The following is a 24,698-nucleotide window of genomic DNA, read 5'->3' as shown; positions in this document are numbered from 1 at the left end:
GGGCTGCGGGATGATGGGGGCATGTCCGACGCCAGCACCGCGCCCGCCCCCCAGCACCGACCGGACGGCACCGCCACCGGCGTCTCGGTGCCCGACCGCCCCACCGTGGACGGCCTGGAGCAGCGCTGGGCCCCGGCCTGGCAGGAGGCCGGCACCTACGCCTTCGACCGCACCGCCGAGCGCGCCGACGTCTACTCCATCGACACCCCGCCGCCCACCGTCTCCGGCTCGCTGCACGTCGGGCACGTCTTCAGCTACACCCACACCGACGTCGTCGCCCGCTTCCAGCGCATGCGCGGCAAGTCGGTCTTCTACCCGATGGGCTGGGACGACAACGGCCTGCCCACCGAGCGGCGCGTGCAGAACCACTACGGCGTGCGCTGCGACCCCTCGCTGCCGTACGACCCCTCCTTCACCCCGCCGGAGAAGGCGCCGAAGAACGACCGCGACTTCGCGCAGGTCTCGCGGCGCAACTTCGTCGAGCTGTGCGACCGGCTGACCGCCGAGGACGAGCAGGTCTTCGAGTCGCTGTGGCGGCGCCTGGGCCTGTCGGTGGACTGGTCGCACACGTACTCCACGATCTCGGCGTCCTCGCGCGCCACCGCGCAGCGCGCCTTCCTGCGCAACCTCGCCCGCGGCGAGGCCTACTCCCAGCAGGCGCCGACGCTGTGGGACACGACGTTCCGCACGGCCGTCGCGCAGGCCGAGCTGGAGGACCGCGAGACCGAGGGCGCCTACCACCGGATCGGCTTCACCCCCACCGCCGGGGGCGAGCCGGTGTTCGTCGAGACGACCCGCCCGGTGCTGCTGCCGGCCTGCGTGGCGCTGGTGGCCCACCCCGACGACGAGCGCTACCAGCCGCTGTTCGGCACCACGGTGCGCACGCCGCTGTTCGGCGTCGAGGTGCCGGTGCTGGCGCACGAGCTGGCCGACCCCGCGAAGGGGTCGGGCATCGCCATGATCTGCACCTTCGGCGACACCACCGACATCACCTGGTGGCGGGAGCTGCAGCTGCCGAACCGGGCCGTCGTCGGCCGCGACGGCCGGCTGCTGCGCGAGACCCCGGCGTGGCTGGCGGACGGGCCGGGCGCGGAGCTCTACGCCTCGATCGCCGGGACGACGGTGTTCAGCGCCCAGAAGGCGATCGTCGAGGCGCTGCAGGCCTCCGGGGACATGGTGGGCGAGCCGGAGCGGATCACCCACCCGGTGAAGTTCTACGAGAAGGGCGACCGCCCCCTCGAGATCGTCTCGACCCGGCAGTGGTACCTGCGCAACGGCGGGCGCGACGCGGACCTGCGCTCCGCGCTGCTGGAGCGCGGCGCGCAGCTGGCCTGGCACCCCGAGCACATGAAGCACCGCTACGACCACTGGGTCTCCGGGCTCAACGGCGACTGGCTCATCTCGCGGCAGCGCTTCTTCGGGGTGCCCTTCCCCGTCTGGTACCCGCTCGACGCCGACGGCGAGCCGGTCCACGACTCCCCGATCGTCCCGGACGAGGCGTCCCTGCCGGTGGACCCGGCCGCCGAGGCGGCCCCCGGCTACACCGAGGACCAGCGCGGTCTGCCCGGCGGCTTCGCCGCCGACCCCGACGTCATGGACACCTGGGCCACCTCCTCGCTGACCCCGCTGCTGGTCAGCGGCTGGGAGCGCGACGAGGACCTGTTCGCCCGGGTCTACCCGATGGACCTGCGCCCGCAGGGGCAGGACATCATCCGCACCTGGCTGTTCTCCACCGTGGTGCGCTCGCACCTGGAGACCGGCGGGCTGCCGTGGTCGCGCGCGGCGCTGTCGGGCTGGATCCTCGACCCGGACCGCAAGAAGATGTCCAAGTCGAGGGGCAACGTCGTCACCCCGCTGGCCCTGCTGGAGGAGCACGGCTCCGACGCGGTGCGCTACTGGGCGGCGTCCTCCCGGCTGGGCACCGACGCCACCTTCGACACCGGGCAGATGAAGGTCGGCCGCCGGCTGGCGGTCAAGCTGCTCAACGCCTCGAAGTTCGTCCTGGGCCTGGGCGTCGAGCGCGGCACCGCCGCCGACCCGGCCGCGGTCACCGAGGCCCTGGACGCCAGCGTCCTGGCCCACCTGGCGCAGGTGGTGCGCACCGCCACCGACGCCTTCGAGCGCTACGACCACGCCACCGCCCTGGACGTCACCGAGCGGTTCTTCTGGACCTTCTGCGACGACTGGGTCGAGCTGGTCAAGGACCGCGCCTACGGCGCGCGCGGCGAGGGCCCGCAGGCCTCGGCGCGGGCGACCGCGGCGATCGCGCTGCGCACCCTGCTGCGCCTGTTCGCCCCGTTCCTGCCGTTCGCCGCCGAGGAGGTGTGGTCGTGGTGGCAGGACGGCTCGGTGCACACCGCCACCTGGCCGCTCGTCGACGAGCTGGGCCCGGCCGCCGCGGACACCGACGCGCTCGGGGTGCTCGGCGGCGCCGGGCAGGCGCTGTCGGCGCTGCGCAAGGTCAAGAGCGAGGCGAAGGTCTCGCAGAAGACCGCGCTGACCGCCGCCACCGTCGTCGGCCCCGCCGGCGCGATCGCCGACGCCGCCCGCGCGGAGGCCGACGTGCTGGCCGCCGGCCGCGCGGCCTCGATCACCTGGCAGGAGGTGCCGGTCGCCGAGGGCGAGCAGGCGCCGGTGCTCACCGCCAAGGCGGAGATCGCCGCGCAGGACTGACGCGCTCGCCCGACGGGCCGCCCCACCGCCTGCGGGGCGGCCCGTCCTCGTCCCGTCCTCGCGGTGCCGTGGTCGCCGTGGCGCGGGCGTCGGCGGGTGCTCCGGCCACCCTCCCCGTCCTGACCACCCGGCGCCGAACCCGACACCAGGGGGGACGGGGAACGCGAAGGCCCCGCGGTGCACGTGGCACCACGGGGCCCTCGCGGGGGGACGGGCGGTCAGCGCTCGACGGTCCCGGCGATGAACGCCTCGAGGGCGGCGCGGCCGGTCTCGTCGTCGCGCTGCTCCGGCGGGGACTTCATGAAGTACGCCGAGGGGGACAGCAGCGGGCCGCCGATGCCGCGGTCCAGGCCGATCTTGGCCGCGCGCACCGCGTCGATGATGACGCCGGCGGAGTTCGGGGAGTCCCAGACCTCGAGCTTGTACTCCAGGTTCAGCGGCACGCCGCCGAACGCCTCGCCCTCCAGGCGCACGTAGGCCCACTTGCGGTCGTCGAGCCACTGGACGTAGTCGCTGGGCCCGATGTGCACGTCGCGGGTGCCGAAGTCGGCGTGGACGTTGCTGGTGACGGCCTGGGTCTTGGAGATCTTCTTGGACTCCAGGCGGTCGCGCTCCAGCATGTTCTTGAAGTCCATGTTGCCGCCGACGTTGAGCTGGTACGTCCGCTTGAGCTTGATGCCGCGGTCCTCCAGCAGCTTGGCCAGCACCCGGTGGGTGATGGTCGCGCCGACCTGGGACTTGATGTCGTCGCCGACGATGGGCAGGCCCGCGTCGGTGAACTTCTGCGCCCACTCCGGGGTGCCCGCGATGAAGACCGGCAGGGCGTTGACGAACGCGCAGCCGGCGTCGATGGCGCACTGGGCGTAGTACTTCGCCGCGTCCTCGGAGCCGACGGGCAGGTAGCAGACGACGACGTCGACGCGCGCCTCGCGCAGCGCGGCCACCACGTCCACGGGCTCGGCGCTGGACTCGGTGATCGTCTCGCGGTAGTAGCGGCCCAGGCCGTCGAGGGTGGGGCCGCGCTGGACGGTCACGCCGGTGGTCGGCACGTCGGCGATCTTGATGGTGTTGTTCTCGCTGGCGCCGATGGCGTCGGCGAGGTCGGTGCCGACCTTCTTGTCGTCGACGTCGAACGCGGCGACGAACGTGACGTCGCGGACGTGGTACTCGCCGAAGCGCACGTGCATCAGGCCGGGCACGGTCGCGGTGTCGTCGGCGTCGGCGTAGTGGTGGACGCCCTGGACGAGGGAGGCGGCGCAGTTGCCGACCCCCACGATCGCGACACGGATCTCGGACATCAACTCTCCTCTGGAGGGGGTCCGGCCGGGCTCACCGGCCGGGGGGACGCACGGCGCTCGGCCGTGATGAGGCGGTCGAGCCAGTCGACCTCGCTGCGGACGATCTCCAGGCCGTGGCGCTGGGCCTCGAGGGCGTACGCGTCGAGCTGGGCCTGGGCCTGCGCCCGCTCGACGGAGACGGACAGCTGCTCGAGCCGCTCGAGGAGCCGGGCGCGCCGGCCCTCCAGCACGCGCAGCCGCGTGCGGGGCGCGACGCGCTGGAACAGCGCCAGGCGCACCCCGAACGCGTCGTCCTCCCAGGCGGCGGGACCGGCCTCCTCCAGCAGCTCGGCGAGCCGCTCCCTGCCGCGCGCGGTGATCTCGTACACGACGCGCGCGCGCTTGGCGCCGACGGCGCCGACCGCGTGCTGGCCCGTGGTCTCGGTCAGGCACCCGCCGGCCTGCAGGGCGCGCAGGCAGGGGTAGAGGGTGCCGTAGGAGAGGGCGCGGAAGGCGCCCAGCCGCACGTCGAGGCGCCGGCGGATCTCGTAGCCGTGCAGCGGGCCGTCGGCCAGCAGCGCGAGCACGGCCATCGGGAGGACGTCACCCCGCCTGCGCACGACGACCACCTCCCCACCGGGACGACTCGGGACCACCGCGGGAGGGCGCGGGCGGCTCTGCCACCGCACCTCCCCCGATGCATCGGTCCGATGCATCGGCGTCACCCTAGGTGGGCGGTCCGGCGCGGACAACCCGACGCGCCGGGGTGATCGGGCACCGCCCCGCGGGGCCGGTGGCGGAGGTAGCCTGCCCCCGTGCACTCCGAGGCGGCCGAACAACTGGAGCGGGAGCTCACCGTCCTGCTGCGCCGCTCGCGCGCGATCGGCCGGGAGACGGCCCGCACGGTGCACCCCGACCTCGAACCGGAGGCGTACAGCCTGCTGGTGCGCCTGGACGACGTCGGCGAGGCGCGCCCCTCGGACCTGGCGACCTTCTTCGGCATCGGCAAGCCCACGCTGAGCCGGCAGGTCCAGCTGCTGGAGACCCTCGGCCTGGTCGAGCGCTCCACCGACCCCACCGACGGCCGCGCCGTGCGCCTGCGGCTGTCCGCGGTGGGCACCGAGAAGGTGCACGCCGCCCGCCAGGCCCGCCGCGAGCGCCTGCACTCGCGGCTGAAGGACTGGTCGGAGGCGGACATGACGCAGCTGGCCAGCCTCGTGGCGCGCCTGAACTCCCAGATCTGACGCCGCGGGCCGCCAGGCCCGCCCCGCCGCCCGGCCCGCCCCGCCGCGCGGACCGGTGCGCACGGGCGCACGCTTGCGTGGTGCAACCACTCGGCATATCGTTGCTTGCACACACCAACATGTGGACCGAGGTCACCATGGCCACCGCCGCCGCCTGCGCCGCCCTGGTCTCCGTGCTCCCGCACCTCGTGCGGGCGCGCCGGGGGCTGACCGGTGCCGCACCGCTGCCCACCACCAGCGCGCTGGCCGTCGTGCACGAGCACGGCAGCCTGCGCGCCACCGAGGTCGCCGACCGGCTCGGCCTGGACCTGTCCACCGTCAGCCGGCACCTGGCCCACCTGCGCGCCGACGGCCTGCTGGAGACCTCCCCCGACCCCGACGACGGCCGCTCGCAGCGCCTGCGCGTGACGGCCGCGGGGGCCGAGGAGCTGCGCACCCGGCGCGAGCGGGTCGTCCAGGCCCTCGTGCAGCGCCTGGCCGACTGGGACGACGCCGAGATCGACCACCTGACCCGCCTGCTGCAGAAGCTGGCCGGCACCCCCACCGGCGCCACCGCCGGGACCACCACCGAGGAGAAGACCGTGCAGGGGAACGCATGAGCGCCACCGCCACCGCCGCCCGACCGGGGGCGGCCCCCGTCAAGATGACCCACCAGCAGGTCCTGGAGGCGCTGTCCGGGCTGCTGCTCGGCATGTTCGTCGCGATCCTGTCCTCGACGGTCGTCTCCAACGCCCTGCCGACGATCGTCAGCGACCTCGGCGGCACCGAGTCCAGCTACACGTGGGTCGTCACCGCCGCGCTGCTGGCCACGACCATCTCCACCCCTATCTGGGGCAAGCTCGCCGACACCTTCTCCAAGAAGGCGCTCGTCCAGGTCGCCCTGGTCGTCTTCGTCGTCGCCTCGGCCGTGGCCGGGCTCTCGACGAACATGGGGATGCTCATCACCCTGCGCGTCTTCCAGGGCATCGGCGGCGGCGGCCTCATGGCGCTGGCGCAGGTCATCCTGGCCTCGATGGTCACCCCCCGCGAGCGCGGGCGCTACTCCGGCTACCTGGGCGCCACCTTCGCCCTGGCCACCGTGGGCGGCCCGCTCATCGGCGGCGTGCTCACCGAGCACCTGTCCTGGCACTGGTGCTTCTACGTCGGCGTGCCCTTCGCGGTGCTGGCGTTCTTCGTGCTGCAGTTCCGCCTGAAGCTGCCGCCGCAGGCCAGGCACGAGGTCCACATCGACTACCTCGGCGCGCTGCTGCTGGCCGGCGGCGTCTCCGCGCTGCTCGTCTGGGTCTCCCTGGCCGGTCAGCAGTTCGCGTGGGGCTCGTGGTGGACCGTCGCGCTCGTCGCCGCCGGCGTGGTGCTGCTGGCCCTGGCGGTGCTGGCCGAGTCGCGGGCCACGGACCCGATCGTGCCGCTGAAGTTCTTCCGCAACCCCACGATCGTGCTCTCCGCCCTGGCCAGCCTCTTCGTCGGCGTGGCGATGTTCGGCGCCACCATCTTCCTGAGCCAGTACTTCCAGCTCGGGCGCGGGCAGTCGCCGACGCGCTCGGGCCTGTCGACGATCCCGATGATCGTGGGGCTGTTCCTGGCCTCGACGGTCGCCGGGCAGTTCATCACCCGCACCGGCCGCTGGAAGGGCTGGCTCATCGCCGGCGGCTTCCTGCTCACCGCCGGGCTGGGCCTCATGGGCACCGTCGGCCACGACACGGACTACTGGGTCGTCGCGCCGTACATGGCCCTCGTCGGCCTGGGCGTCGGCATGATGATGCAGAACCTCGTGCTCGCCGTGCAGAACGTCGCCGAGCCGAAGGACCTCGGCTCGGCCAGCTCCTTCGTGGCCTTCTCCCGCAGCCTCGGCGGCGCCGTCGGCGTGTCCGCCCTGGGCGCCGTGCTCGGCCACCGCGTCACCGACCACATCACCGAGGGCGTCGTCGCGCGCGGCCTGGACCCGCGCGCCGTCGGCGCGGCCCTGGGCACCGAGGGCGGCGTGCCGTCCCTGGACGCCCTGCCGGGGCCGGTGCGTGCCCTCGTGCAGTCCGCCTACGGCTCGGCGATCGCCGACGTCTTCCTCATCGCCGCGCCGTTCGCCCTCGTCGCCCTCGTGGTGAGCTTCTTCTTCACCGAGCGCGCGCTGCGCGCCGACGACGGCCCGGCCGGCACGATGGTCCCCGAGGGCGCCAGCGCCACCGGCACCACCGCGGTGGTCCCGCCCGTGGCCGGCGGCGAGCGCGGCGACGCCCCCGCGCCCGCCTCCCCCGCGGTCGACGGCACCGGCCCCGCCGTGCCGGCGCAGGCCACGCGCAGCGACGCGGGCCTGGCGCTCTCCGGCACCGTGCGCCGCGCCGACGCACGGCCCCTGCCCGGGGCGGTGGTGACGCTGGCCGACCAGGCCGGCCGGCAGGTGGCGCGCACCTCCAGCGGCGAGGACGGCGCCTACCGCGTCGAGCTGCCCACCGGGGGCACGTACCTGCTCATCGTCGCGGCCCCGCACGTGGCGCCCGCCGCGTCGCTGGTGGCCGTCGGCGCCGGCGCCGTGCAGCGCGACGTGGTCCTGTCCGGCCGCTCGGCGATCACCGGGCGGGTGCAGGCGCACGACGCCGGCACCGACGCCCACCACGGCGTGACCGGCGCGCTGGTCACCCTCACCGACGTCACCGGCCAGGTCGTCGGCTCCACGCGCAGCGGCGCCGACGGCTCCTACTCCTTCGGCGACCTCGTCGGGGGCACCTACGTGCTCACCGCCCGCAGCGACGAGCACCGCCCCCTGGCCCGCAGCGTGGACGTGCCCGACGCCGGGGCGCTGGCCTGCGACCTGCTGCTCAGCGGCGGCGGGCGCCTGACCGGCACGGTCGTGGCCGCCAGCGACGGCCGCGGCGTGCGCGAGGCCACCGTCACCCTCGTCGACACCGACGGCGAGGTCGTCGGCACCGCCGTCACCGGCGAGGACGGCGCCTACGGCTTCGAGGACCTCGCCCAGGGCCGCTACACCCTCACCGCCGCCGGCTTCGCCCCCGTGGCCACCGGCGTGGACGTGCGCGAGGACGCCGTCAGCGCGGTGCGCGTGGAGCTGGGCACCCCCTCCGACGCGCACGACGCCTCCCACGACGGGGCGCACGAGGGCGCGCCCAGCGGCGCGCAGCGGTGAGCGCGCCGGCCGAGGCGGGCACCACCGCGCGGGGCCGGGTCCTCACCCGGGAGGGCTGGCCGGTGCCGGGCGCCTCGATCACCCTGCTGGGCGCCGACGGCGGCCAGCTCGCCCGGGCCGTCACCGGCGGGGACGGCACCTTCGCGCTGCCGTCCCTGCCGGCCGGTCCCGCCACGATGATCGTGGCCGCGCCGGCGCACGAGCCGCGCGCCTCGGCCGTGGTGGTGCCCGCCGCGGGCACCTGGCCCGTGGGCGAGGTGCGGCTGCGCCGGCAGGGCGGCGAGGAGGTGCCCCCGCCGGGCACCTGGGAGATCGACCCGGCGCACTCCTCGATCACCGCCACCGCGCACCACCTGGGCCTGTCCGCCGTGCACGGGCGCTTCACGCGCTTCAGCGGCGTCATCACCGTCCCGGCCGAGGTGAGCGCCTCGAGCGTGCGCGTGGAGGTCGAGGCCGCCTCCATCGACACCGGCAACGCCCAGCGCGACGCGCACCTGCGCTCGCCGGACTTCCTCGACGTCGAGGCGCACCCGGCGCTGCGCTTCGGCGCCTCCGGGGTGCACCGCGCCGGCGACGGGCGCTGGGCGCTGCCCGGGGAGCTGACGCTGCTGGACGTCACCCGCCCGGTGCAGCTGGAGCTGACGTACACCGGCACCGCGCAGGACCCGTGGAGCGGCACCCGCGCCGCCTTCTCCGCCACCGCGGAGCTGCACCGCGACGACTTCCGGATGAACTGGAACCAGGCCGTCGGCGTGGGCGTGGCGCTCTTCGGCACCACGCTGAAGGTGGCGATCGACGTGCAGGCCGTCCTGCGGCAGGAGCAGCGGGGCTGAGGCGGGCCCCCGCGACGACGACGGGGCCCCCGCGTGCTCGGCACGCGGGGGCCCCGTCGTCGTCCGCCCGGTGGGCGGGGCGGGTCAGGCGGACTTCTCGCGGCGCTCGCGCCCGCCCTTGCGCGCCGGCGCCTCGCGCGGCACGAGGGTGGGGTTGACGTTCTTGAGCACGACCTCGCGGGTGACCACCACGCGGGCGATGTCGTCGCGGCTGGGCACGTCGAACATCACCGGCAGGAGGACCTCCTCGATGATGGCGCGCAGACCGCGCGCGCCGGTGCCGCGCAGGATCGCCTGGTCGGCCACGGCCTCCAACGCGTCCGGGGTGAACTCCAGCTCCACGCCGTCCAGCTCGAACATGCGCTGGTACTGCTTGGCCAGCGCGTTGCGCGGCTCGGTGAGGATGCGCACCAGGGCGTCGCGGTCGAGGTTCTCCACCGAGGTGATCACCGGCAGGCGGCCGATGAACTCGGGGATGAGCCCGAACTTCATGAGGTCCTCGGGCATGACCTCGCTGAACGTCGGCTCGGCCTTGGCGGTGGTCGAGCGCAGCTGGGCGCCGAAGCCCAGGCCCTGCTTGCCGGCGCGGGACTCGATGATGCGGTCCAGGCCGGCGAAGGCGCCACCCACGATGAACAGCACGTTCGTCGTGTCGATCTGGATGAACTCCTGGTGCGGGTGCTTGCGCCCGCCCTGCGGCGGCACGCTCGCGGTGGTGCCCTCCAGGATCTTCAGCAGCGCCTGCTGCACGCCCTCGCCCGAGACGTCGCGGGTGATCGAGGGGTTCTCGGACTTGCGGGCGATCTTGTCGACCTCGTCGATGTAGATGATGCCCGTCTCGGCCTTCTTGACGTCGTAGTCGGCCGCCTGGATGAGCTTGAGGAGGATGTTCTCCACGTCCTCGCCCACGTAGCCGGCCTCCGTCAGGGCCGTGGCGTCGGCGATGGCGAAGGGGACGTTGAGCATCTTGGCGAGCGTCTGCGCCAGGTACGTCTTGCCGCAGCCGGTGGGGCCGATGAGCAGGATGTTCGACTTGGAGATCTCGACCGCGTCCTCGCGGCCCTTGGCGGCCGGCTCGCCCACCTGGATGCGCTTGTAGTGGTTGTACACCGCCACGGCCAGCGACTTCTTCGCCGAGGACTGGCCGATGACGTACTGGTCGAGGAACTCGAAGATCTCCCGGGGCTTGGGCAGCTCCACCAGGCCCAGGTCGTTGGCCTCGGCGAGCTCCTCCTCGATGATCTCGTTGCAGAGGTCGATGCACTCGTCGCAGATGTAGACGCCCGGCCCCGCGATGAGCTTCTTGACCTGCTTCTGGCTCTTTCCGCAGAAGGAGCACTTCAGCAGGTCACCACCGTCACCGATGCGTGCCACCGACGGATTCCTCTCCTCGTGCTGCTCGACGGCCCCGCCGCTGCGGCGGGAGCCGGCTGCCCGGCACCGTCACGACCCCTCCACGCTACCCGCCCGCGGAGCCCGCGGGGTTCATTAGACGCCGCCGGGGGACACGGTGCCAGACCGGTCCCCCGGACGCGCCGCTCGTCCGGCCTAGAGGGTGGGCGCCCCGGACGTCGACGCCTTGCGGCTGACGAGGACCTCGTCGATGAGGCCGTACTCGACGGCCTCGGTGGCGGAGAGGAACTTGTCGCGCTCGATGTCGGCGCCGACCTGCTCGGGCGTGCGGCCCGAGTGCGCGGCCAGCGTCTGCTCCAGCCAGGTGCGCATCCGCAGGATCTCGTTGGCCTGGATCTCCAGGTCGGAGGCCTGCCCGTAGCCGCCGCCGGACATGGCCGGCTGGTGGATGAGGATGCGCGAGTTGGGCAGCGCGAAGCGCTTGCCGGGCGTGCCGGCGGCGAGCAGGACCGCCGCGGCCGAGGCGGCCTGGCCCATGCAGTACGTCTGGATGTCCGGACGGATGTACTGCATCGTGTCGTAGATCGCCGTCAGGGCCGTGAAGGACCCGCCGGGCGAGTTGATGTACATGATGATGTCGCGCTCGGTGTCCTGCGACTCCAGGACGATCAGCTGGGCGATGATGTCGTCCGCCGAGGCGTCGTCCACCTGCACGCCGAGGAAGATGATGCGGTCCTCGAAGAGCTTGGTGTACGGGTCGGAGCGCTTCATCCCGTAGGAGGTGCGCTCCTCGAACTGGGGCAGCACGTAGCGCGCCGAGGGCGCCAGCGCGGGGTCGAAGCGGCCGTTCGGGTTCATCGGGCGGTCTCCCATCTGGGCGGTCAGGTGCGGCGGGAGGTGCAGCGGGGAGCGGCCCGCGGGCTCACGCACCGGTGCCCCCGCCGCCCGTGACCTCGCTCGAGCGGCCCACGACGTGGTCGATGAGGCCGTACTCCTGGGCCTCCTCGGCCGTGAACCAGCGGTCGCGGTCGGAGTCCGTGGTGACCTTCTCGTAGCTCTGGCCGCTGTGCTTGGCGATGAGCTCGGCCATCTGCTTCTTGGTGAGGATGATCTGCTCGGCGAGGATCTTGATGTCGCTGGCGGAGCCGCCCAGCCCGCCCAGCGGCTGGTGCATCATGATCTTCGCGTGCGGCAAGGCCGAGCGCTTGCCCGGGGCGCCCGCGCACAGCAGGAACTGGCCCATCGAGGCCGCCAGGCCCGTGGCGATGGTCGCCACGTCCGGCTTGATGTACTGCATCGTGTCGTAGATTGACATGCCCGCGGACACCGAGCCGCCGGGCGAGTTGATGTACATGTAGATGTCGGCGTCCGGGTCCTCGGCCGCCAGCAGCAGCATCTGCGCGCAGATGGCGTTGGCCATCTCGTCGCGGACCTCCGACCCCAGCCAGATGATCCGCTGCTGCAGGAGCCGCTGGTAGACGTTGTCGTCGAGGCCCATCCCCGGCGTGCCCGGCGTGCGGGCGTGCTGCGGCGTCACCAGTCCCGGTGCGCTCAAGATGTCGCTCACGCTGTTCCCTGGCCCTCTCCTGGCGTCGACCACCCCCGTGCGGGGGGACGGCGGGGCGTCCCGCCGATCTCGATCGACCCTAACGCTCGGGCCGCGGGGGGCGAGGCGGGGCGGGGGGCTTTTCGCTGTGGGCGCACCGGGCGCCGGGCCCGGCGGGGCCGGGCGGGCCGGGGCGCACCGGCGGCGGTGCCGGTGCGCCCCTCGGGCCTCAGGAGCCCGAGCGCTCGCCGCCGTCCTGCGGCTCGGCGGCACCGGCCGCCGCGTCGGCCGCGGCCTGCGCGTCGTCGCCCACCGGGTCGACCGTCTCGCCGGACTCGTCCACGGTCGAGGCGCCCTGCGCGGTGCCCTCGCCCGCGCCGCCGGCGGCGTCCTGCCCAGCGCCCTCGGCGGCGTCCTGCCTGGCGCCCTCCTGCCCGGCGCCGTCCTCGCCCTCCTCGGGGCCGCCCACGAGCTCCTCGAGGTCCACCACGGCGCCGGAGGCGTCCGTGACGGTGGCGCGCTCCATGGCCACGGCCAGCGCCTTGCGGCGGCGCACCTCGGAGACCATCGAGGGCACCTGGCCGGACTGGTCGACCATCTGCACGAACTGGTTGGGCTCCATGCCGTACTGCTGGGCCTGGCCGACCAGGTACTCCAGCAGCTCCTGCTGCTCCACGCCGATCTCCTCGCGCTCGGCGAGGGCGTCGAGCAGCAGCTGGCTGCGCAGCGCGGCGCGGGTGCTGCCGTCGATCTCGGCGCGGTGCTCGGCGTCCTCCAGGCGGCCCTCGCGCTCGAGGTGGCTGTGGATCTCCGCCTCGACGAGGGACTCGGGCACCGGCACCTCGACGAGCTCGAGCAGCTTCTCCAGGACGCGGTCGCGCGCCTGCAGGCCCTGCTCGAACTTCTTGGCCTGCTCGACCTGCCCGCGCAGGTCGGCGCGCAGCTCCTCCAGCGTGTCGAACTCGCTGGCCAGCTGGGCGAAGTCGTCGTCGGCGTCGGGCAGCACGCGCTCCTTGACGGACTGCACCGTCACGGTGATCTGCGCGTCCTGGCCCTTGCGCTCGCCGCCGGCCAGCGGGGCGGTGAAGGTGGTGGTGCCCTCGGCGGACAGGCCGGTCACGGCGTCGTCCAGGCCGACGATCATGTTGCCGGCGCCGACCTGGTAGGAGATGCCCTTGGCGGTCTCGATCTCCTCGCCGTCGATCTCGGCGCGCAGGTCCAGGGAGACGAAGTCGCCGTCGGCGGCCGGGCGGTCCACGCCCGTCAGGGTGCCGAAGCGCTCGCGCAGCGAGGTCAGGCGCGCCTCGACGTCCTCCTCGGGCACGGACAGGTCGTCCACCGAGACCTCGAGGGAGTCCAGGTCGGGCAGCTCCAGCGTCGGGCGCACGTCCACCTCGACGGAGAAGCGCAGCTCACCGCCGGTGCGCGGGTCCGGCGCCTGGGAGACGTCGACGGTGGGCTGGCCCAGGGGGCGCAGGTCCTTCTCCTCCACCGCGCGCTGGTAGAACTTCGGCAGCGCGTCGTTGACGGCCTCCTCCAGCACGGCGGCGCGGCCGAAGCGCTGGTCGATGACGCGCGCGGGGACCTTGCCCCGGCGGAAGCCCGGCACCTGCACCTGGCCCGCGATCGACTTGTAGGCGGCGTCGAGGCTCGGCTTCAGCTCGTCGTAGCCGACCTCGACGGTCAGCTTCACCCGGGTGGGGTTGAGGGTCTCGACGTCGCTCTTCACAGCGGGGATCTCCTGGGGTCTCTCCGCGCGGGGGCGGAGGTCGTGGTCAGGCGTGCGGGTGCACCGGGGTGCCCCGGCGCACCGCGGAAGCGTAGCCGTCCGCGCCGGGGGGTGGTCCCGCCGGAGCCGCGCGGCACGTCGGCCGCGCGGCACCGGTCGGTGGTCGTCGGGGTACCCGGATTCGAACCGGGGGCCTTCCGCTCCCAAAGCGGACGCGCTACCAAGCTGCGCCACACCCCGCGGCCCGCCGCGGGGTGCGGCGGGCACCCCCACAGGCTACCGCCGCGGACCCGTTACGCTGGGGCCCGGCCGTCGCGCAGCGCCCCGCCGGGCGCGGGCGGCGTCCGCGCGGGCGTAGCTCAATGGTAGAGCCCTAGTCTTCCAAACTAGCTACGCGGGTTCGATTCCCGTCGCCCGCTCAGCGCGCGGCCGGGCCCCTCGGGGCCCGGCCCGCCCGGCGCCTCCCCCGGGGCCAGCCGCTCCAGCACCGCCGCCAGCTCGTCCGCGCGCAGGTACGAGGGGTTGGCGCCCACCGGCACCCGCACCACCTCCGCGCCGCGGAAGCGCGCGTCGCCGAGCAGCTCCGCGCGCGGCACCGGCTCGCGCAGCGGGCGCAGCAGCACCTGCACGGCCCCGTCGACGGCCCCGGCGAGCACCTCCCCCACCGCCCGCACCCCCGCCGCGGGCCCGCTGCGCCACAGCAGCACGGGCTGCCCCGGCGCCAGCAGGTCCAGCCGGTACGTCGGGTGCACGCAGCGGCTCAGCCGCACCGCCCGCCCCGCGGGCGCGCCCCGCAGCTCCGGCGGGTCCGAGGCCGCCTTGAGCACCCAGCACGCCACGTCCCCCGCGCCCAGCCGCGCCCGTCCCGCTGCCACGCGCCCATCCTGCGCCCGCCGCCCGCCCCTGGCAGGCTGGGCCGGTGATCACGCGGTCGCCGCTGTCGCCGCCCGTCCACGTCGTCGTCGCGCCCGACAAGTTCAAGGGCTCGCTCACGGCCGCCGAGGTGGCCGCCCGCGTCGCGGCCGGGCTGCGCGCCGGCTTCGGGCACGTCCTGCCCGGTGCCGGGCCGGCGGCGCTGCGCGTGGACGAGGTGCCCGTCGCCGACGGCGGTGAGGGCACCGTGGCCGCCGCCGCCGCCGCGGGCTGGCGCACCGCCGAGCGCACCGTGGCCGGCCCCACCGGCGAGCCCGTGCGCGCCACCTGGGCGCGCGCGCCCGGCGGGGGCGCGGCGCTGGTGGAGCTGGCGCAGGCCTCCGGGCTGGACCGGCTGCCCGGCGGGGTGCCCGCACCGCTGGCGGCCGGCTCCCGCGGCACCGGCGAGCTCGTGCGCGCCGCCCTGGACGACGGCGCCCGCGAGGTGGTGCTCGCCGTGGGCGGCAGCGCCTGCACCGACGGCGGGGCCGGGCTGCTGGCCGCTCTGGGCGCGCGCCTGCTGGACGCCGACGGGCGCGAGCTGCCCGACGGCGGCGGCGCGCTGGCGCGCCTGCGGCGCGTGGACCTCGACGGGCTGGACCCGCGGGTGCGCGCGGTGCGCTGGACGCTGGCGGCCGACGTGGACAACCCGCTGCTGGGCCCGCGCGGCGCGGCCGCCGTCTTCGCCCCGCAGAAGGGCGCCGACCCGGCGCAGGTGGCGCAGCTGGAGGCGGGCCTGGAGCGCCTGGCCGACGCGCTGTCCGCGGCCGGCGCGCCCGACGCGCGCGCGGTGCCGGGGGCCGGCGCCGCCGGCGGCACCGGGCTGGTGGCGCTGGGCCTGCTCGGCGCCCGGCGCCGGCCGGGCGCGCAGGTGGTGCTGGAGCTGGTCGGCTTCGACGGGCGCGCCGCGGGCGCGGACCTCGTGCTCACCGGCGAGGGCAGCTTCGACGAGCAGTCGCTGGGCGGGAAGGCGCCCGTGGGCGTGGCGCGCGCGGCCGCCGCGCTGGGCGCGCCCGTGGTGCTGCTCAGCGGCCGGCGGCTGCTGGGCGAGCAGCGCTGGCGCGCCGCCGGCTTCGCGGACGCGCGCGCGCTGACCGACCTGGAGCCGGACCCGGCGCGCTGCGTGGCGCTGGCCGGCCCGCTGCTGGAGGAGCTGGCGCGCGGCGTGGGGGCGGAGCTGGCCGCGGCCGTGGCGCGCTGAGCCGCCCGGGCCTCAGGCGGGCTGGCAGGTGGGGCACCAGAACAGGTGCCGGGCCACCATCTGCGCGTGCCGCACCGGCGTGCCGCAGACCCGGCAGGGCTGCCCGCCGCGCCGGTACACGTAGAAGCGGTCCGCCTCCACCGGCCGGCCGCGCCGCTGCGAGCGGTGCGCCGGGCGGGTGGTGACGATGCGGTTCGCGCGCACCCCGGCGCGCATGAGCAGCACGGTGTCCTCCCACAGCGCGTCCCACTCGGCGGGCGAGACGTCCCGGCCGGGCCGGTAGGGGTCCACGCCGCAGCGGAAGAGCACCTCGGCGCGGTAGATGGCGCCGATGCCGGCCACCACCTCCTGCTGCATGAGCAGCGCGCCGACGGCCACCCGCGAGCGGTGCACGGCGGCGTAGGCGCGCTGCGGGTCGGCGTCCTCGCGCAGCGGGTCCTCGCCGAGCCGCGCGTGCAGCGCCGCGGCCCCCTCGGCCGTCAGCACCTCGCAGGCCGTCGGCCCGCGCAGCTCCGCCCAGCCGGGCTCGCCGGCCAGGCGCAGGCGCACGGCCCCGCGCGGGGCGGGCGGCTCGCCCTGCCCGAAGGCCCACTTGCCGTACAGGCCCAGGTGCACGTGCAGCAGGCGCTCCTCGCCGAAGTCGACGAGCAGGTGCTTGCCGTGCGCGTCGGTGCCGTCCACGACCCGCCCGTCCAGCAGGGCCGCACCGTCCGCGAAGCGGCCCTGCGGGCTGTCCACGGCCAGGCGGTGCCCGCCGAAGCGGGCGGACAGGTCCGCCGCGAGGCGGTGGACGGTGTGCCCCTCCGGCACCCCGGACCCGGCTCAGGCGCCCGGCAGCGGCGGCAGCTCGCCGGTGCGGGCGTACTCGGTGAGCATGTCGATGCGGCGCTGGTGGCGCGGGTCGCCGGAGAACGGCGTGGCCAGGAAGGCGTCGACGATGGCGACGGCCTCCTCGGCGGTGTGCATGCGCGCGCCCACGCCCACGCACTGCGCGTCGTTGTGCTCGCGCGCCAGCTGGGCGGTCTGCACCGACCACGCCAGGGCGCAGCGGATGCCGGGCACGGCGTTGGCGGCGATCTGCTCGCCGTTGCCGGAGCCGCCGATGACGACGCCCAGGCTGCCCGGCTCGGCGGCCACCGCGGCCGCGGCCCGCAGCACGAAGGGCGGGTAGTCGTCGACGGCGTCGTACTGCTCCGCGCCGTGGTCGACGACGTCGTGGCCCTGCTCGCGCAGGTGGGCCACGAGGTGCTGCTTGAGCTCGAAGCCGGCGTGGTCGGTGCCGATGTGGACGCGCATGGCGACAGCTTGGCAGCAGGGCGCGGGCGGGGCCCGCGCAGCCCCGCCCCACCCGTGCGCCGGCCGCGGTCAGTCGAAGACGGGGCCCTGGGTGCGGGTGCGCTTGAGCTCGAAGAAGCCGGGCGTGCCGGCGACGAGCACGCAGCCGTCCCACAGCCGGCCGGCGTCCTCGCCCTTGGGCGCGGGGGTGACGACGGGCCCGAAGAAGGCGGTGCCGCCGAACGCGACGACGGGGGTGCCCACGTCCTCGCCGACCAGCGTGATGCCCTCGGTGTGCGAGGCGCGCAGCTGCGGGTCGTAGGTGTCGGTGCGCGCGGCGCCGGCCAGGTCGGCGGGCAGGCCCACCTCCTGCAGCGACTGGGCGATCACCTCGTCGAAGTCCTTGTTCCCGCCGGGGTGGATGCGGGTGCCCATGGCCGTGTAGAGCGGCAGCACGACGTCCTCGCCGTGCAGCTCGCGCGCGGCGGTCACCACGCGCACCGGGCCCCAGCCGCGGTCCATGAGGTCGCGGTACTCCTGCGGCAGGTCGCGGCCCTCGTTGAGCACCGACAGGCTCATCACGTGCCAGCGCACGCGCACGTCGCGCACCCGCTCGACCTCCAGCATCCAGCGCGAGGTCATCCAGGCCCAGGGGCACAGCGGGTCGAACCAGAAGTCGGCGGTGCCGTTGGCGGGGGTCGTCGTCATGGGCCTCATCCTGCCCCCGGCGCCGGGCACCGGCCACGGGGCCCGGCGGGCACCGCGGGCACCCCGGCGCGGCGTCGGCGCCTCGTGGCAGAGTGACCGCCCTGCGGGGGCACGACGGCCCCCGGCGCACCCGGCGGAGCGGAAGGACGTGGACGTGCCCGGCGAGAACCTGACGCGCGAGGAGGCCCGCGCCCGAGCGGAGCTCGTGCGGGTCGACACCTACGACGTGGAGCTGGACCTGACGACCGGGCCGGAGGTGTTCCGCTCGGTCACCACCGCCCGCTTCGGCGCGCGCGAGGGCGCCTCGACCTTCATCGACCTCATCAGCGCCGCCGTGCACGAGGTCGTCCTCAACGGCCGCCCGCTGGACCCGGCCGCCGTCAGCGACGGGGTGCGCGTGCAGCTCGACGGCCTGGCCGAGGACAACGAGCTGCGCGTGGTGGCCGACTGCCGCTACATGAACACCGGCGAGGGCCTGCACCGCTTCGTCGACCCCGTCGACGACGAGGTGTACCTCTACACGCAGTTCGAGGTCGCCGACTCCCGGCGCGTCTTCGCCGTCTTCGAGCAGCCCGACCTCAAGGCCGCGTTCGCCTTCACCGTGACGGCCCCGGCGCACTGGCGCGTGATCTCCGGCGCGCCCGTGGCCGGCACCGACGAGGTGCCCGGCGGCAAGCGGTGGCGCTTCGAGCCGACCCCGCGCCTGGCCAGCTACGTCACCGCCGTCATCGCCGGCCCGTACGAGGGCTCGGAGGACTCCCTGGTCTCCTCCGACGGGCGCACGGTGCCGCTGGGCGTGTACTGCCGCCGGTCCCTGGTCGAGCACCTCGACGCGCACAACGTCGTGGCGGCCACGAAGGCCGGTTTCGAGTTCTTCGAGCGCGAGTTCGAGACGCCGTACCCCTTCGCCAAGTACGACCAGGTCTTCGTGCCGGAGTTCAACGCCGGGGCCATGGAGAACGCCGGCGCGGTCACGTTCGTGGAGAGCTACGTCTTCCGCTCCAAGGTGCCGCGGGCGACCGTCGAGCGCCGCGTCGTCACCGTGCTGCACGAGCTGGCGCACATGTGGTTCGGCGACCTGGTCACCATGCGCTGGTGGAACGACCTGTGGCTCAACGAGTCCTTCGCGGAGTTCGCCAGCACCCTGGCGGCCGCCGAGGCCACCGAGTGGACCGGCGCGTGGACCACGTTCAACTCGCTGGAGAAGTCCTGGGCCTACCGCCAGGACCAGCTGCCCACGACCCACCCGATCGTCGCGGAGATCAACGACCTCGAGGACGTCGAGGTCAACTTCGACGGCATCACCTACGCCAAGGGCGCCAGCGTCCTCAAGCAGCTCGTCGCGTACGTGGGCCGCGAGGAGTTCCTCGCCGGCGTGCGCGCCTACTTCCGCCGCCACGCGTGGGGCAACACCGAGCTGGTGGACCTGCTGCGCGAGCTGGAGACCACCTCCGGGCGCGACCTGGGCGCCTGGTCGCGCGAGTGGCTGGAGACCGCGGGCGTGGCCACGCTGCGACCGGTCCTGGAGACGGACGCCGACGGCGCGATCACCTCGGCCGTGCTGCGCCAGGAGGCGCCCGCGGAGCACCCGCACCTGCGCGCGCACCGCCTGGCCGTGGGCTGCTACGACCTCGTCGACGGCAGGCTCGTGCGCACCCACCGGGTGGAGCTGGACGCCGCCGGGGAGAGCACCGAGCTGACCGGGCTCGTGGGGCGCCGGCGCCCGGACCTGCTGCTGGTCAACGACGACGACCTGGCCTACGCCAAGGTCCGCCTGGACGACGCCTCGCTGGCCACCGCCCTGCAGCACCTGGACGCCTTTGAGGACTCCCTGCCGCGCTCGCTGGTCGCCGCCGCCCTGTGGGACATGACGCGCGACGGCGAGCTGGCCGCGCACGACTACGCCGAGCTGCTGCTGGGCACCCTGCTGCCCGGCGACGCGGCCCGCGCCGACTCCACCGTGGCGCTGGTGCTGCTGCGCCAGCTGTCCACCACCGTGGAGCTCTACAGCGCCCCGCAGCGGCGCGCGCAGCTGCAGGCGCGCACCGCCGACGCGCTGCTGGGGATGCTGCGCGCGGCGGCCCCCGGCAGCGACGTGCAGCTGCAGTTCGCGCGCGCCTTCGCCTCCTCCGCGCGCAGCGCGGAGCACCTGGCCGTGGTGCGCGGCCTCTACGAGGGCACCACCGCCGTGGAGGGCCTGGAGGTCGACGCCGACATGCGCTGGGCGCTGCTGACGGCGCTGGCCGCCGGCGGCGCGGCCGACGAGGCGGCCGTGGCCGCCGAGCTCGAGCGCGACGCCACCGCCACCGGCCAGCGCTCGGCCGCCGCGGCCCGCGCGGCGCTGCCGGCGCCGGCGGCCAAGGCGGCGGCGTGGGCCGAGGTCGTCGAGCGCGGCACGCTGCCCAACGCGGTGCAGGCCTCGGTCATCGCCGGGTTCGGCCGGGTCAACGACCCGGAGCTGCTGCGCCCGTTCGTCGAGCCGTACTTCGCGGCGCTGCGCACGGTGTGGGCCGAGCGCACCAACGAGATGGCCCAGCAGGTCGTCACCGGCCTGTACCCGGTGGCGCTGGCCGACGCCGCGCTGCTGGAGCGCACCGACGCCTGGCTGGCCGCGGCGGGCGACGCCCCGCCGGCGCTGCGGCGCCTGGTGCTGGAGAACCGCGACGGGGTGGCGCGGGCCCTGCGGGCGCAGGAGCGCGACGCGCGCTGACCCGCGCGCCGCGGTGGGCCCGTCCCCCCGGCGGGCCCACCGCAACGGGCCCGCCGGTGGGGGCGGGCCCGGGTACCGGTGTCAGAACACCGGTGTCAGGGGCGGGGCGTCCTTGCGCGGGCGCCCGCGCCCGCGCTTGTAGGCGACGGCCACGCCGTCGACGAAGAGCTGACCGCCCCACACCCCGGCCGGCTCGCGGCGCTGCAGCGCACCGGCCAGGCAGGCGCGCCGCAGCGGGCACGGCGCGCACAGCGCCTTGGCGCGCTGGACCTGCTCGAGGTCCTCGGCGAAGAAGAGGTCCGCCGGTGCGGTGCGGCACGGCGGCAGGCCGGCGCGGGCGGGCGCCGGGCCGGGGACCACCGCGTCGAGCGGGGCGGAGCCGGCCCGGAAGGGGTCGGGCGGGGCGGGCCGGGACGGAGCCGGCCGGGTCGGGGCGAGGACGGGTGCCACGGTCCAGAGCCTGCCGACACGCCCTTGCACCCCCCTTGCACCGCACTGGTACCGGGTGCGAGCCGGTGGCGAGGCGGTGGCGGCACGCTCGCGGCGTCCCGCCACCGCGGCGGGGCCCCGCGAGAGGAGGCACCGTGCCCGAGCAGGACACCGCCGCACACCCCTGGCTGCCGCCGTGGTTCCGCCACCCCACCCGCCTGGACCTGCCCACCGGGCACCACCTGCGCCCGATCCGGGAGCTGGACGTCGACCTGGACCTGCCGGCGGTCACCGGCTCGCGCGAGCGGTTGTGGTCCATCTTCGGCGAGGTGTGGGGCTGGCCGCCGGAGGGCATGACGCGCGAGCAGGACCGCGTCGACCTGGCCCGCCACGAGGCGGAGATCGCCCGCCACGAGTCGTTCAACTACGCCCTCTTCGACGACGAGGAGTCCGAGCTGCTCGGCTGCGTCTACCTGGACCCGCCGGGGCGCGAGGGCGCGGACGCCGACGTCTCCTGGTGGGTGGTGGACCGCCTGGCCGGCTCCGAGCTGGAGCGGGCGCTGGAGGTCGAGGTGCCGCGCTGGGTGCACCGGGACTGGCCGTTCGCCCGGCCGCGCTTCGTGGGGCGCGACCTCACCTGGCAGCAGTGGCTGGCGCTGCCCCCACCGCCCCCGCTGCCGTGAGCGCGCCGGCCGCCAGGCGCACCACCTCCTGCAGGGGCAGCGCGCGCCCGCTCGCCTCCGCCTCGGCCAGGCGCTGCGCGCCCAGGGCGCTCACCAGCCGCTCGCGCGCCGCCGCCAGCTGGGCGTCGTCGCGCAGGTAGAAGCCGTAGACGTCCGCGCCGACGGTGTCGCGGGCGCCGCGCGCGGCCCCCAGCAGCACCGCGGGCACCACGGGGTCGGCCGCGCCCGGCCCACCGCCCAGCCCGCCGCCCTCCCCGCCACCGCGCCCCCCCGCGCCGGGCGCGCCCGCAGCGGTGAGGAGCACCACGAGGGCGTCGAGGAAGTGCGAGAGGTTGGCCAGGTCGCCCAGCTGGCCGGAGAGCACGATGCCCTCCTGCAGCAGCGCGCGGGCCGCGCGCGGGTCGCGGGGGGCCTCGGCCTGCGCGAGGTTGTACAGCGCCACGAACGTCGTCAGCCGGTCGCCGCGGGCGCGGGCCAGCGCCAGGCCGGTCTCGAAGTGCTCGCGCGCGCCGGTCGCGGCGCCCGCGGCGGTCAGCGCCGTGCCGAGCCAGACCTGCTCCAGCGCCTCCAGCCACGGCCCGTCGGAGTCTGCCGGCAGCGCCCGCGCCAGCGGCAGCGCGGCGCGCAGGTGCTCCACGGCGGCGGGGGCGTCGCCCAGGGCCAGGGCCGTCAGCCCCCGGCAGGCGGTGCTGTGCGCCAGGCCCGCCGCGTCGCCGCCGGCCAGGGCGGCCGCGTGCGCCCGGCCCCACACCTCGTCGGCGAGCGCGACCTCGCCCAGGGCGAAGAGCATCGCGCCGAGCGCGAGGTCCACCCGCAGGCGCACCGGCGCCGGCACGCCGGGCAGCTGCGCGACGGCCGAGCAGGCGCGCCGGCCCACGGCCACGTGCCCGCGCATCCACCAGAACAGCCACATCGCCCACACCAGGCGCCCGGCGGTCGCGCCGTCCCCGGCGGCGCAGCTGGCGTCCACGGCGGCCAGCAGGTTGGCGTGCTCGCGCTCGACGCGGCGCAGCCAGCCGACCTGCGCGTCGCGCTGGTAGCCGGCCTGCGCCTCCTCGGCCAGCGCCAGGTGCGCGGCGGCGTGGGCGGCGGCCACCGCGGCGCGCTCCTCGTCGCCGAGCAGGCGCTGCGCGTGCTGGCGCGTCGGCTCCAGCATCGAGAAGCGCGCGCCGTCCTCGCCGTGCTCGACGCGCACGAGGGACTGCTCGACGAGCGACTCCAGCGGTCCCAGCACGCCCGGGCCCTCCACGGCCTCCAGCACCGGCAGCGTCCAGCCGCCGCAGAAGACGCCCAGGTGCCGGAACAGGCGCTGCGCCCCGGCGTCGAGCAGCCCGTAGCTCCACTCCAGCGTGGCCTGCATCGTGCGCTGGCGCGCCGGCAGGTCCCGCCGGCCGCCGGAGAGGGCCTCGTCCAGGCGGGCCAGCAGGTCGCGCGGGCCCAGCACCCGCACCCGCGCCGCGGCCAGCTCCAGGGCCAGCGGGATCCCGGCCAGGGCGGTGCACACGTCGGCGACGACGCGCACGTCGGCGCCCTCGACGCGGAAGCCGGGCACGACGGCGCGGGCGCGGTCGCAGAAGAGCGTGACGGCCGGGCAGGAGAGGACCTCCTCGGGCCCGGCGCCGTCGCCGGGCAGCGCCAGCGGCTCCACGCGGTGCTCGACCTCGCCGGCCACGCGCAGCGGGGCGCGGCTGGTGACGAGCACGACCAGGTGCGGGCAGGCGCGCACCAGCTCGGCGACGTCCACGGCGGCGTCGAGGAGGTGCTCGAGGTTGTCCAGCACGAGCAGCAGCCGCAGCGGGCGCAGGTGGGCGGCCACGGCCTCGCGCACCGCCGGGCCGTCGGCGGCGCCGACGCCCAGGGCCCGCGCCACGGCCGGCAGCACCGCGCCGGCGTCGTCGAGGGTGGACAGGGGCACCAGGACCGTGCCGTCGGGGAAGCGGTCGGCGGCCGCGCCGGCCGCGGCCAGCGCCAGGCGGGTCTTGCCCACCCCGCCGGTGCCGGTCAGCGTGACCAGCCGCGCGCCGTCGTCGAGGAGGCGGCGCACCCGCGCCAGGTCGTCACCGCGGCCCAGCAGGGGCGTGGCCGGCACCGGCAGCGGCGGGCGGCGCACGCGCGGACCCCGCGGCGCGGCGGCGGTGACCGGCGGCGCGGCGGCGGCGACCGGCGGCGCGGGGACGGCGACCGGCGCGGTGGGCCCGTCGAGCTCGGGGTCCTGGCGCAGCACCAGCTCGTGCAGGCGCCGCAGCCGCGGGCCGGGGTCCACGCCGAGGGCCTCGGCGAGCAGGGTGCGCCCCTCCTCGTAGCAGCGCAGCGCGTCCGCCTGCCGGTCGGTGCGGTACAGCGCCAGCACGAGCGCGGCGCGCAGCCCCTCGCGGAACGGCTCGGCGGCCACCAGCGCCGGCAGCCGCTCCAGCAGCGCGCGGTGCCGGCCCAGGGCCAGGTCGAGCTCGGCGGCCAGCTCCTCGGCCTCCAGGCGCTGCCCGTGCAGCAGCGCGGCCTCCTCGCGGGCGAAGGCGCCCTCGACGTCGGCGTAGGCGTCGCCGCGCCACAGCGCCAGCGCGTCGCCGACGGCGGTGCGGGCGGCGGCCGGGTCGCCGGCGGTGCGGGCGGCGGCCAGCAGCCTGCGGAACTCCGCGGCGTCCAGGGCGCCGGGCTCCAGCACCAGCCGGTAGCCGGGGGCGCGCGTGCGCAGCACCGCCCAGTCCGGCCCGGAGCTGCGCGGTTCCAGGCGCCGGCGCAGCCGCGAGACGCTGCTGTGCACCGTGGAGGAGCCGACGTCCGGGCCGTCCTGGCCCCACAGCCGCCCGGCCAGGGCGTCGGCGGACACGACGCGGCCGGCGTCGACGACCAGGGCGGCCAGCAGGGTGCGCAGGGACGAGCTCAGCGGCACGGGCCCGTCGGCGGTGACCGCCTCCACGGGGCCGAGCACGCGGACAGCGAGCGCCGACGACACGCCGCCCAGGGTAGGCGGGGGGTGCCGCGCGCG

At 75.9% G+C, this 24,698-nt stretch carries 20 protein-coding genes and 2 tRNA genes; 9 read left to right on the top strand and 13 right to left on the bottom strand.

From position 1 onward, the window contains the following. The first annotated feature begins 21 nt into the window (after positions 1–21). On the top strand, positions 22–2,673 hold the full coding sequence (gene valS / locus ACRYMN_RS09010; RefSeq protein WP_432494145.1) for a valine--tRNA ligase: 2,652 nt from the start codon (positions 22–24) through the stop codon (positions 2,671–2,673). 218 nt (positions 2,674–2,891) lie between these two features. Here valS and ACRYMN_RS09005 read toward each other — a convergent pair whose 3' ends face one another. Both ACRYMN_RS09005 and ACRYMN_RS09000 read right to left on the bottom strand, forming a co-directional pair. Continuing rightward, the gene (locus tag ACRYMN_RS09005) at positions 2,892–3,971 is read right to left on the bottom strand and encodes an inositol-3-phosphate synthase (protein WP_432494143.1); all 1,080 of its coding nucleotides are present in this window, start codon (positions 3,969–3,971) and stop codon (positions 2,892–2,894) included. Then, the gene (locus ACRYMN_RS09000; RefSeq protein ID WP_432494141.1) at positions 3,971–4,570 is read right to left on the bottom strand and encodes a PadR family transcriptional regulator; all 600 of its coding nucleotides are present in this window, start codon (positions 4,568–4,570) and stop codon (positions 3,971–3,973) included. The genes ACRYMN_RS09005 and ACRYMN_RS09000 overlap by 1 nt, the downstream gene beginning before the upstream one ends. 195 nt (positions 4,571–4,765) lie before the next feature. On the opposite strand from ACRYMN_RS09000, the gene ACRYMN_RS08995 reads away from it, so the two are divergent. The 4 genes from ACRYMN_RS08995 (at position 4,766) to ACRYMN_RS08980 (ending at position 9,166) form a co-directional block, all read left to right on the top strand. Then, entirely contained in the window at positions 4,766–5,194 is a 429-nt protein-coding gene (locus ACRYMN_RS08995; RefSeq protein WP_432494139.1) for a MarR family winged helix-turn-helix transcriptional regulator, read from the top strand. Positions 5,195–5,313: 119 nt separating this feature from the next. Next, the gene (locus ACRYMN_RS08990) at positions 5,314–5,793 is read left to right on the top strand and encodes a MarR family winged helix-turn-helix transcriptional regulator (RefSeq protein ID WP_432494137.1); all 480 of its coding nucleotides are present in this window, start codon (positions 5,314–5,316) and stop codon (positions 5,791–5,793) included. Further along, the gene (locus ACRYMN_RS08985) at positions 5,790–8,333 is read left to right on the top strand and encodes an MFS transporter (protein ID WP_432494135.1); all 2,544 of its coding nucleotides are present in this window, start codon (positions 5,790–5,792) and stop codon (positions 8,331–8,333) included. Before ACRYMN_RS08990 ends, ACRYMN_RS08985 begins: the two co-directional genes overlap by 4 nt. Then, positions 8,330–9,166, top strand: coding sequence for a YceI family protein (locus ACRYMN_RS08980; protein WP_432494134.1), 837 nt, complete (start codon positions 8,330–8,332; stop codon positions 9,164–9,166). Before ACRYMN_RS08985 ends, ACRYMN_RS08980 begins: the two co-directional genes overlap by 4 nt. A gap of 84 nt (positions 9,167–9,250) precedes the next feature. Here the strand turns inward: ACRYMN_RS08980 and clpX are convergent, their stop codons facing one another. The 5 genes from clpX to ACRYMN_RS08955 form a co-directional block, all read right to left on the bottom strand. Then, complete coding sequence (clpX, locus tag ACRYMN_RS08975; RefSeq protein ID WP_432494132.1) at positions 9,251–10,540, bottom strand: ATP-dependent Clp protease ATP-binding subunit ClpX; 1,290 nt, start codon at positions 10,538–10,540, stop codon at positions 9,251–9,253. Between the two features lie 174 nt (positions 10,541–10,714). Next, positions 10,715–11,377 (bottom strand): ATP-dependent Clp protease proteolytic subunit, encoded by a 663-nt coding sequence (locus tag ACRYMN_RS08970; RefSeq protein ID WP_432494130.1) that lies wholly within the window; start codon positions 11,375–11,377, stop codon positions 10,715–10,717. Positions 11,378–11,441: 64 nt separating this feature from the next. After that, complete coding sequence (locus ACRYMN_RS08965; RefSeq protein WP_432494213.1) at positions 11,442–12,017, bottom strand: ATP-dependent Clp protease proteolytic subunit; 576 nt, start codon at positions 12,015–12,017, stop codon at positions 11,442–11,444. A gap of 277 nt (positions 12,018–12,294) precedes the next feature. Beyond that, positions 12,295–13,794: a trigger factor gene (tig, locus tag ACRYMN_RS08960; protein WP_432494128.1), complete on the bottom strand. Its 1,500-nt coding sequence runs from the start codon at positions 13,792–13,794 to the stop codon at positions 12,295–12,297. 166 nt (positions 13,795–13,960) lie between these two features. Then, a tRNA-Pro gene (locus ACRYMN_RS08955) sits at positions 13,961–14,034 on the bottom strand. 108 nt (positions 14,035–14,142) lie between these two features. On the opposite strand from ACRYMN_RS08955, the gene ACRYMN_RS08950 reads away from it, so the two are divergent. After that, a tRNA-Gly gene (locus ACRYMN_RS08950) sits at positions 14,143–14,213 on the top strand. On the opposite strand, the gene ACRYMN_RS08945 is transcribed toward ACRYMN_RS08950, so the two are convergent. Then, complete coding sequence (locus ACRYMN_RS08945; protein ID WP_432494126.1) at positions 14,181–14,669, bottom strand: hypothetical protein; 489 nt, start codon at positions 14,667–14,669, stop codon at positions 14,181–14,183. The two genes, ACRYMN_RS08950 and ACRYMN_RS08945, sit on opposite strands and share 33 nt — an antisense overlap. Positions 14,670–14,713: 44 nt before the next feature. On the opposite strand from ACRYMN_RS08945, the gene ACRYMN_RS08940 reads away from it, so the two are divergent. Then, entirely contained in the window at positions 14,714–15,907 is a 1,194-nt protein-coding gene (locus ACRYMN_RS08940) for a glycerate kinase (protein ID WP_432494124.1), read from the top strand. A gap of 12 nt (positions 15,908–15,919) precedes the next feature. Here the strand turns inward: ACRYMN_RS08940 and ACRYMN_RS08935 are convergent, their stop codons facing one another. The 3 genes from ACRYMN_RS08935 to ACRYMN_RS08925 form a co-directional block, all read right to left on the bottom strand. After that, positions 15,920–16,717, bottom strand: coding sequence for an Fpg/Nei family DNA glycosylase (locus ACRYMN_RS08935; RefSeq protein ID WP_432494122.1), 798 nt, complete (start codon positions 16,715–16,717; stop codon positions 15,920–15,922). 12 nt (positions 16,718–16,729) lie between these two features. Next, entirely contained in the window at positions 16,730–17,203 is a 474-nt protein-coding gene (locus tag ACRYMN_RS08930; protein ID WP_432494120.1) for a ribose-5-phosphate isomerase, read from the bottom strand. A 69-nt stretch (positions 17,204–17,272) separates the two neighbouring features. Beyond that, positions 17,273–17,890, bottom strand: coding sequence for a mycothiol-dependent nitroreductase Rv2466c family protein (locus ACRYMN_RS08925; RefSeq protein ID WP_432494118.1), 618 nt, complete (start codon positions 17,888–17,890; stop codon positions 17,273–17,275). A gap of 154 nt (positions 17,891–18,044) precedes the next feature. Here ACRYMN_RS08925 and pepN point away from each other — a divergent pair, with 154 nt between their 5' ends. Continuing rightward, positions 18,045–20,600 carry an aminopeptidase N gene (pepN, locus tag ACRYMN_RS08920; RefSeq protein WP_432494116.1) on the top strand — a complete coding sequence of 852 codons (2,556 nt, stop codon included), beginning with the start codon at positions 18,045–18,047 and terminating at the stop codon, positions 20,598–20,600. Positions 20,601–20,681: 81 nt separating this feature from the next. Here the strand turns inward: pepN and ACRYMN_RS08915 are convergent, their stop codons facing one another. Then, complete coding sequence (locus ACRYMN_RS08915; RefSeq protein WP_432494114.1) at positions 20,682–21,050, bottom strand: WhiB family transcriptional regulator; 369 nt, start codon at positions 21,048–21,050, stop codon at positions 20,682–20,684. 134 nt (positions 21,051–21,184) lie between these two features. Between ACRYMN_RS08915 and ACRYMN_RS08910 the strand changes: the two genes are divergently transcribed. After that, positions 21,185–21,712, top strand: a complete 528-nt coding sequence (locus ACRYMN_RS08910; RefSeq protein ID WP_432494112.1) for a GNAT family N-acetyltransferase — start codon at positions 21,185–21,187, stop codon at positions 21,710–21,712. On the opposite strand, the gene ACRYMN_RS08905 is transcribed toward ACRYMN_RS08910, so the two are convergent. Further along, positions 21,663–24,665, bottom strand: a complete 3,003-nt coding sequence (locus ACRYMN_RS08905; protein ID WP_432494110.1) for an AfsR/SARP family transcriptional regulator — start codon at positions 24,663–24,665, stop codon at positions 21,663–21,665. The genes ACRYMN_RS08910 and ACRYMN_RS08905 overlap by 50 nt on opposite strands. Positions 24,666–24,698: the final 33 nt, after the last annotated feature.

This window comes from Kineococcus gypseus (genome assembly GCF_050871305.1).
Taxonomy (GTDB): Bacteria; Actinomycetota; Actinomycetes; order Actinomycetales; family Kineococcaceae; genus Kineococcus; species Kineococcus gypseus.
The sequence above is the reverse complement of the archived record's forward strand: the minus strand, read 5'-3'. Positions and strand labels throughout refer to the sequence as shown.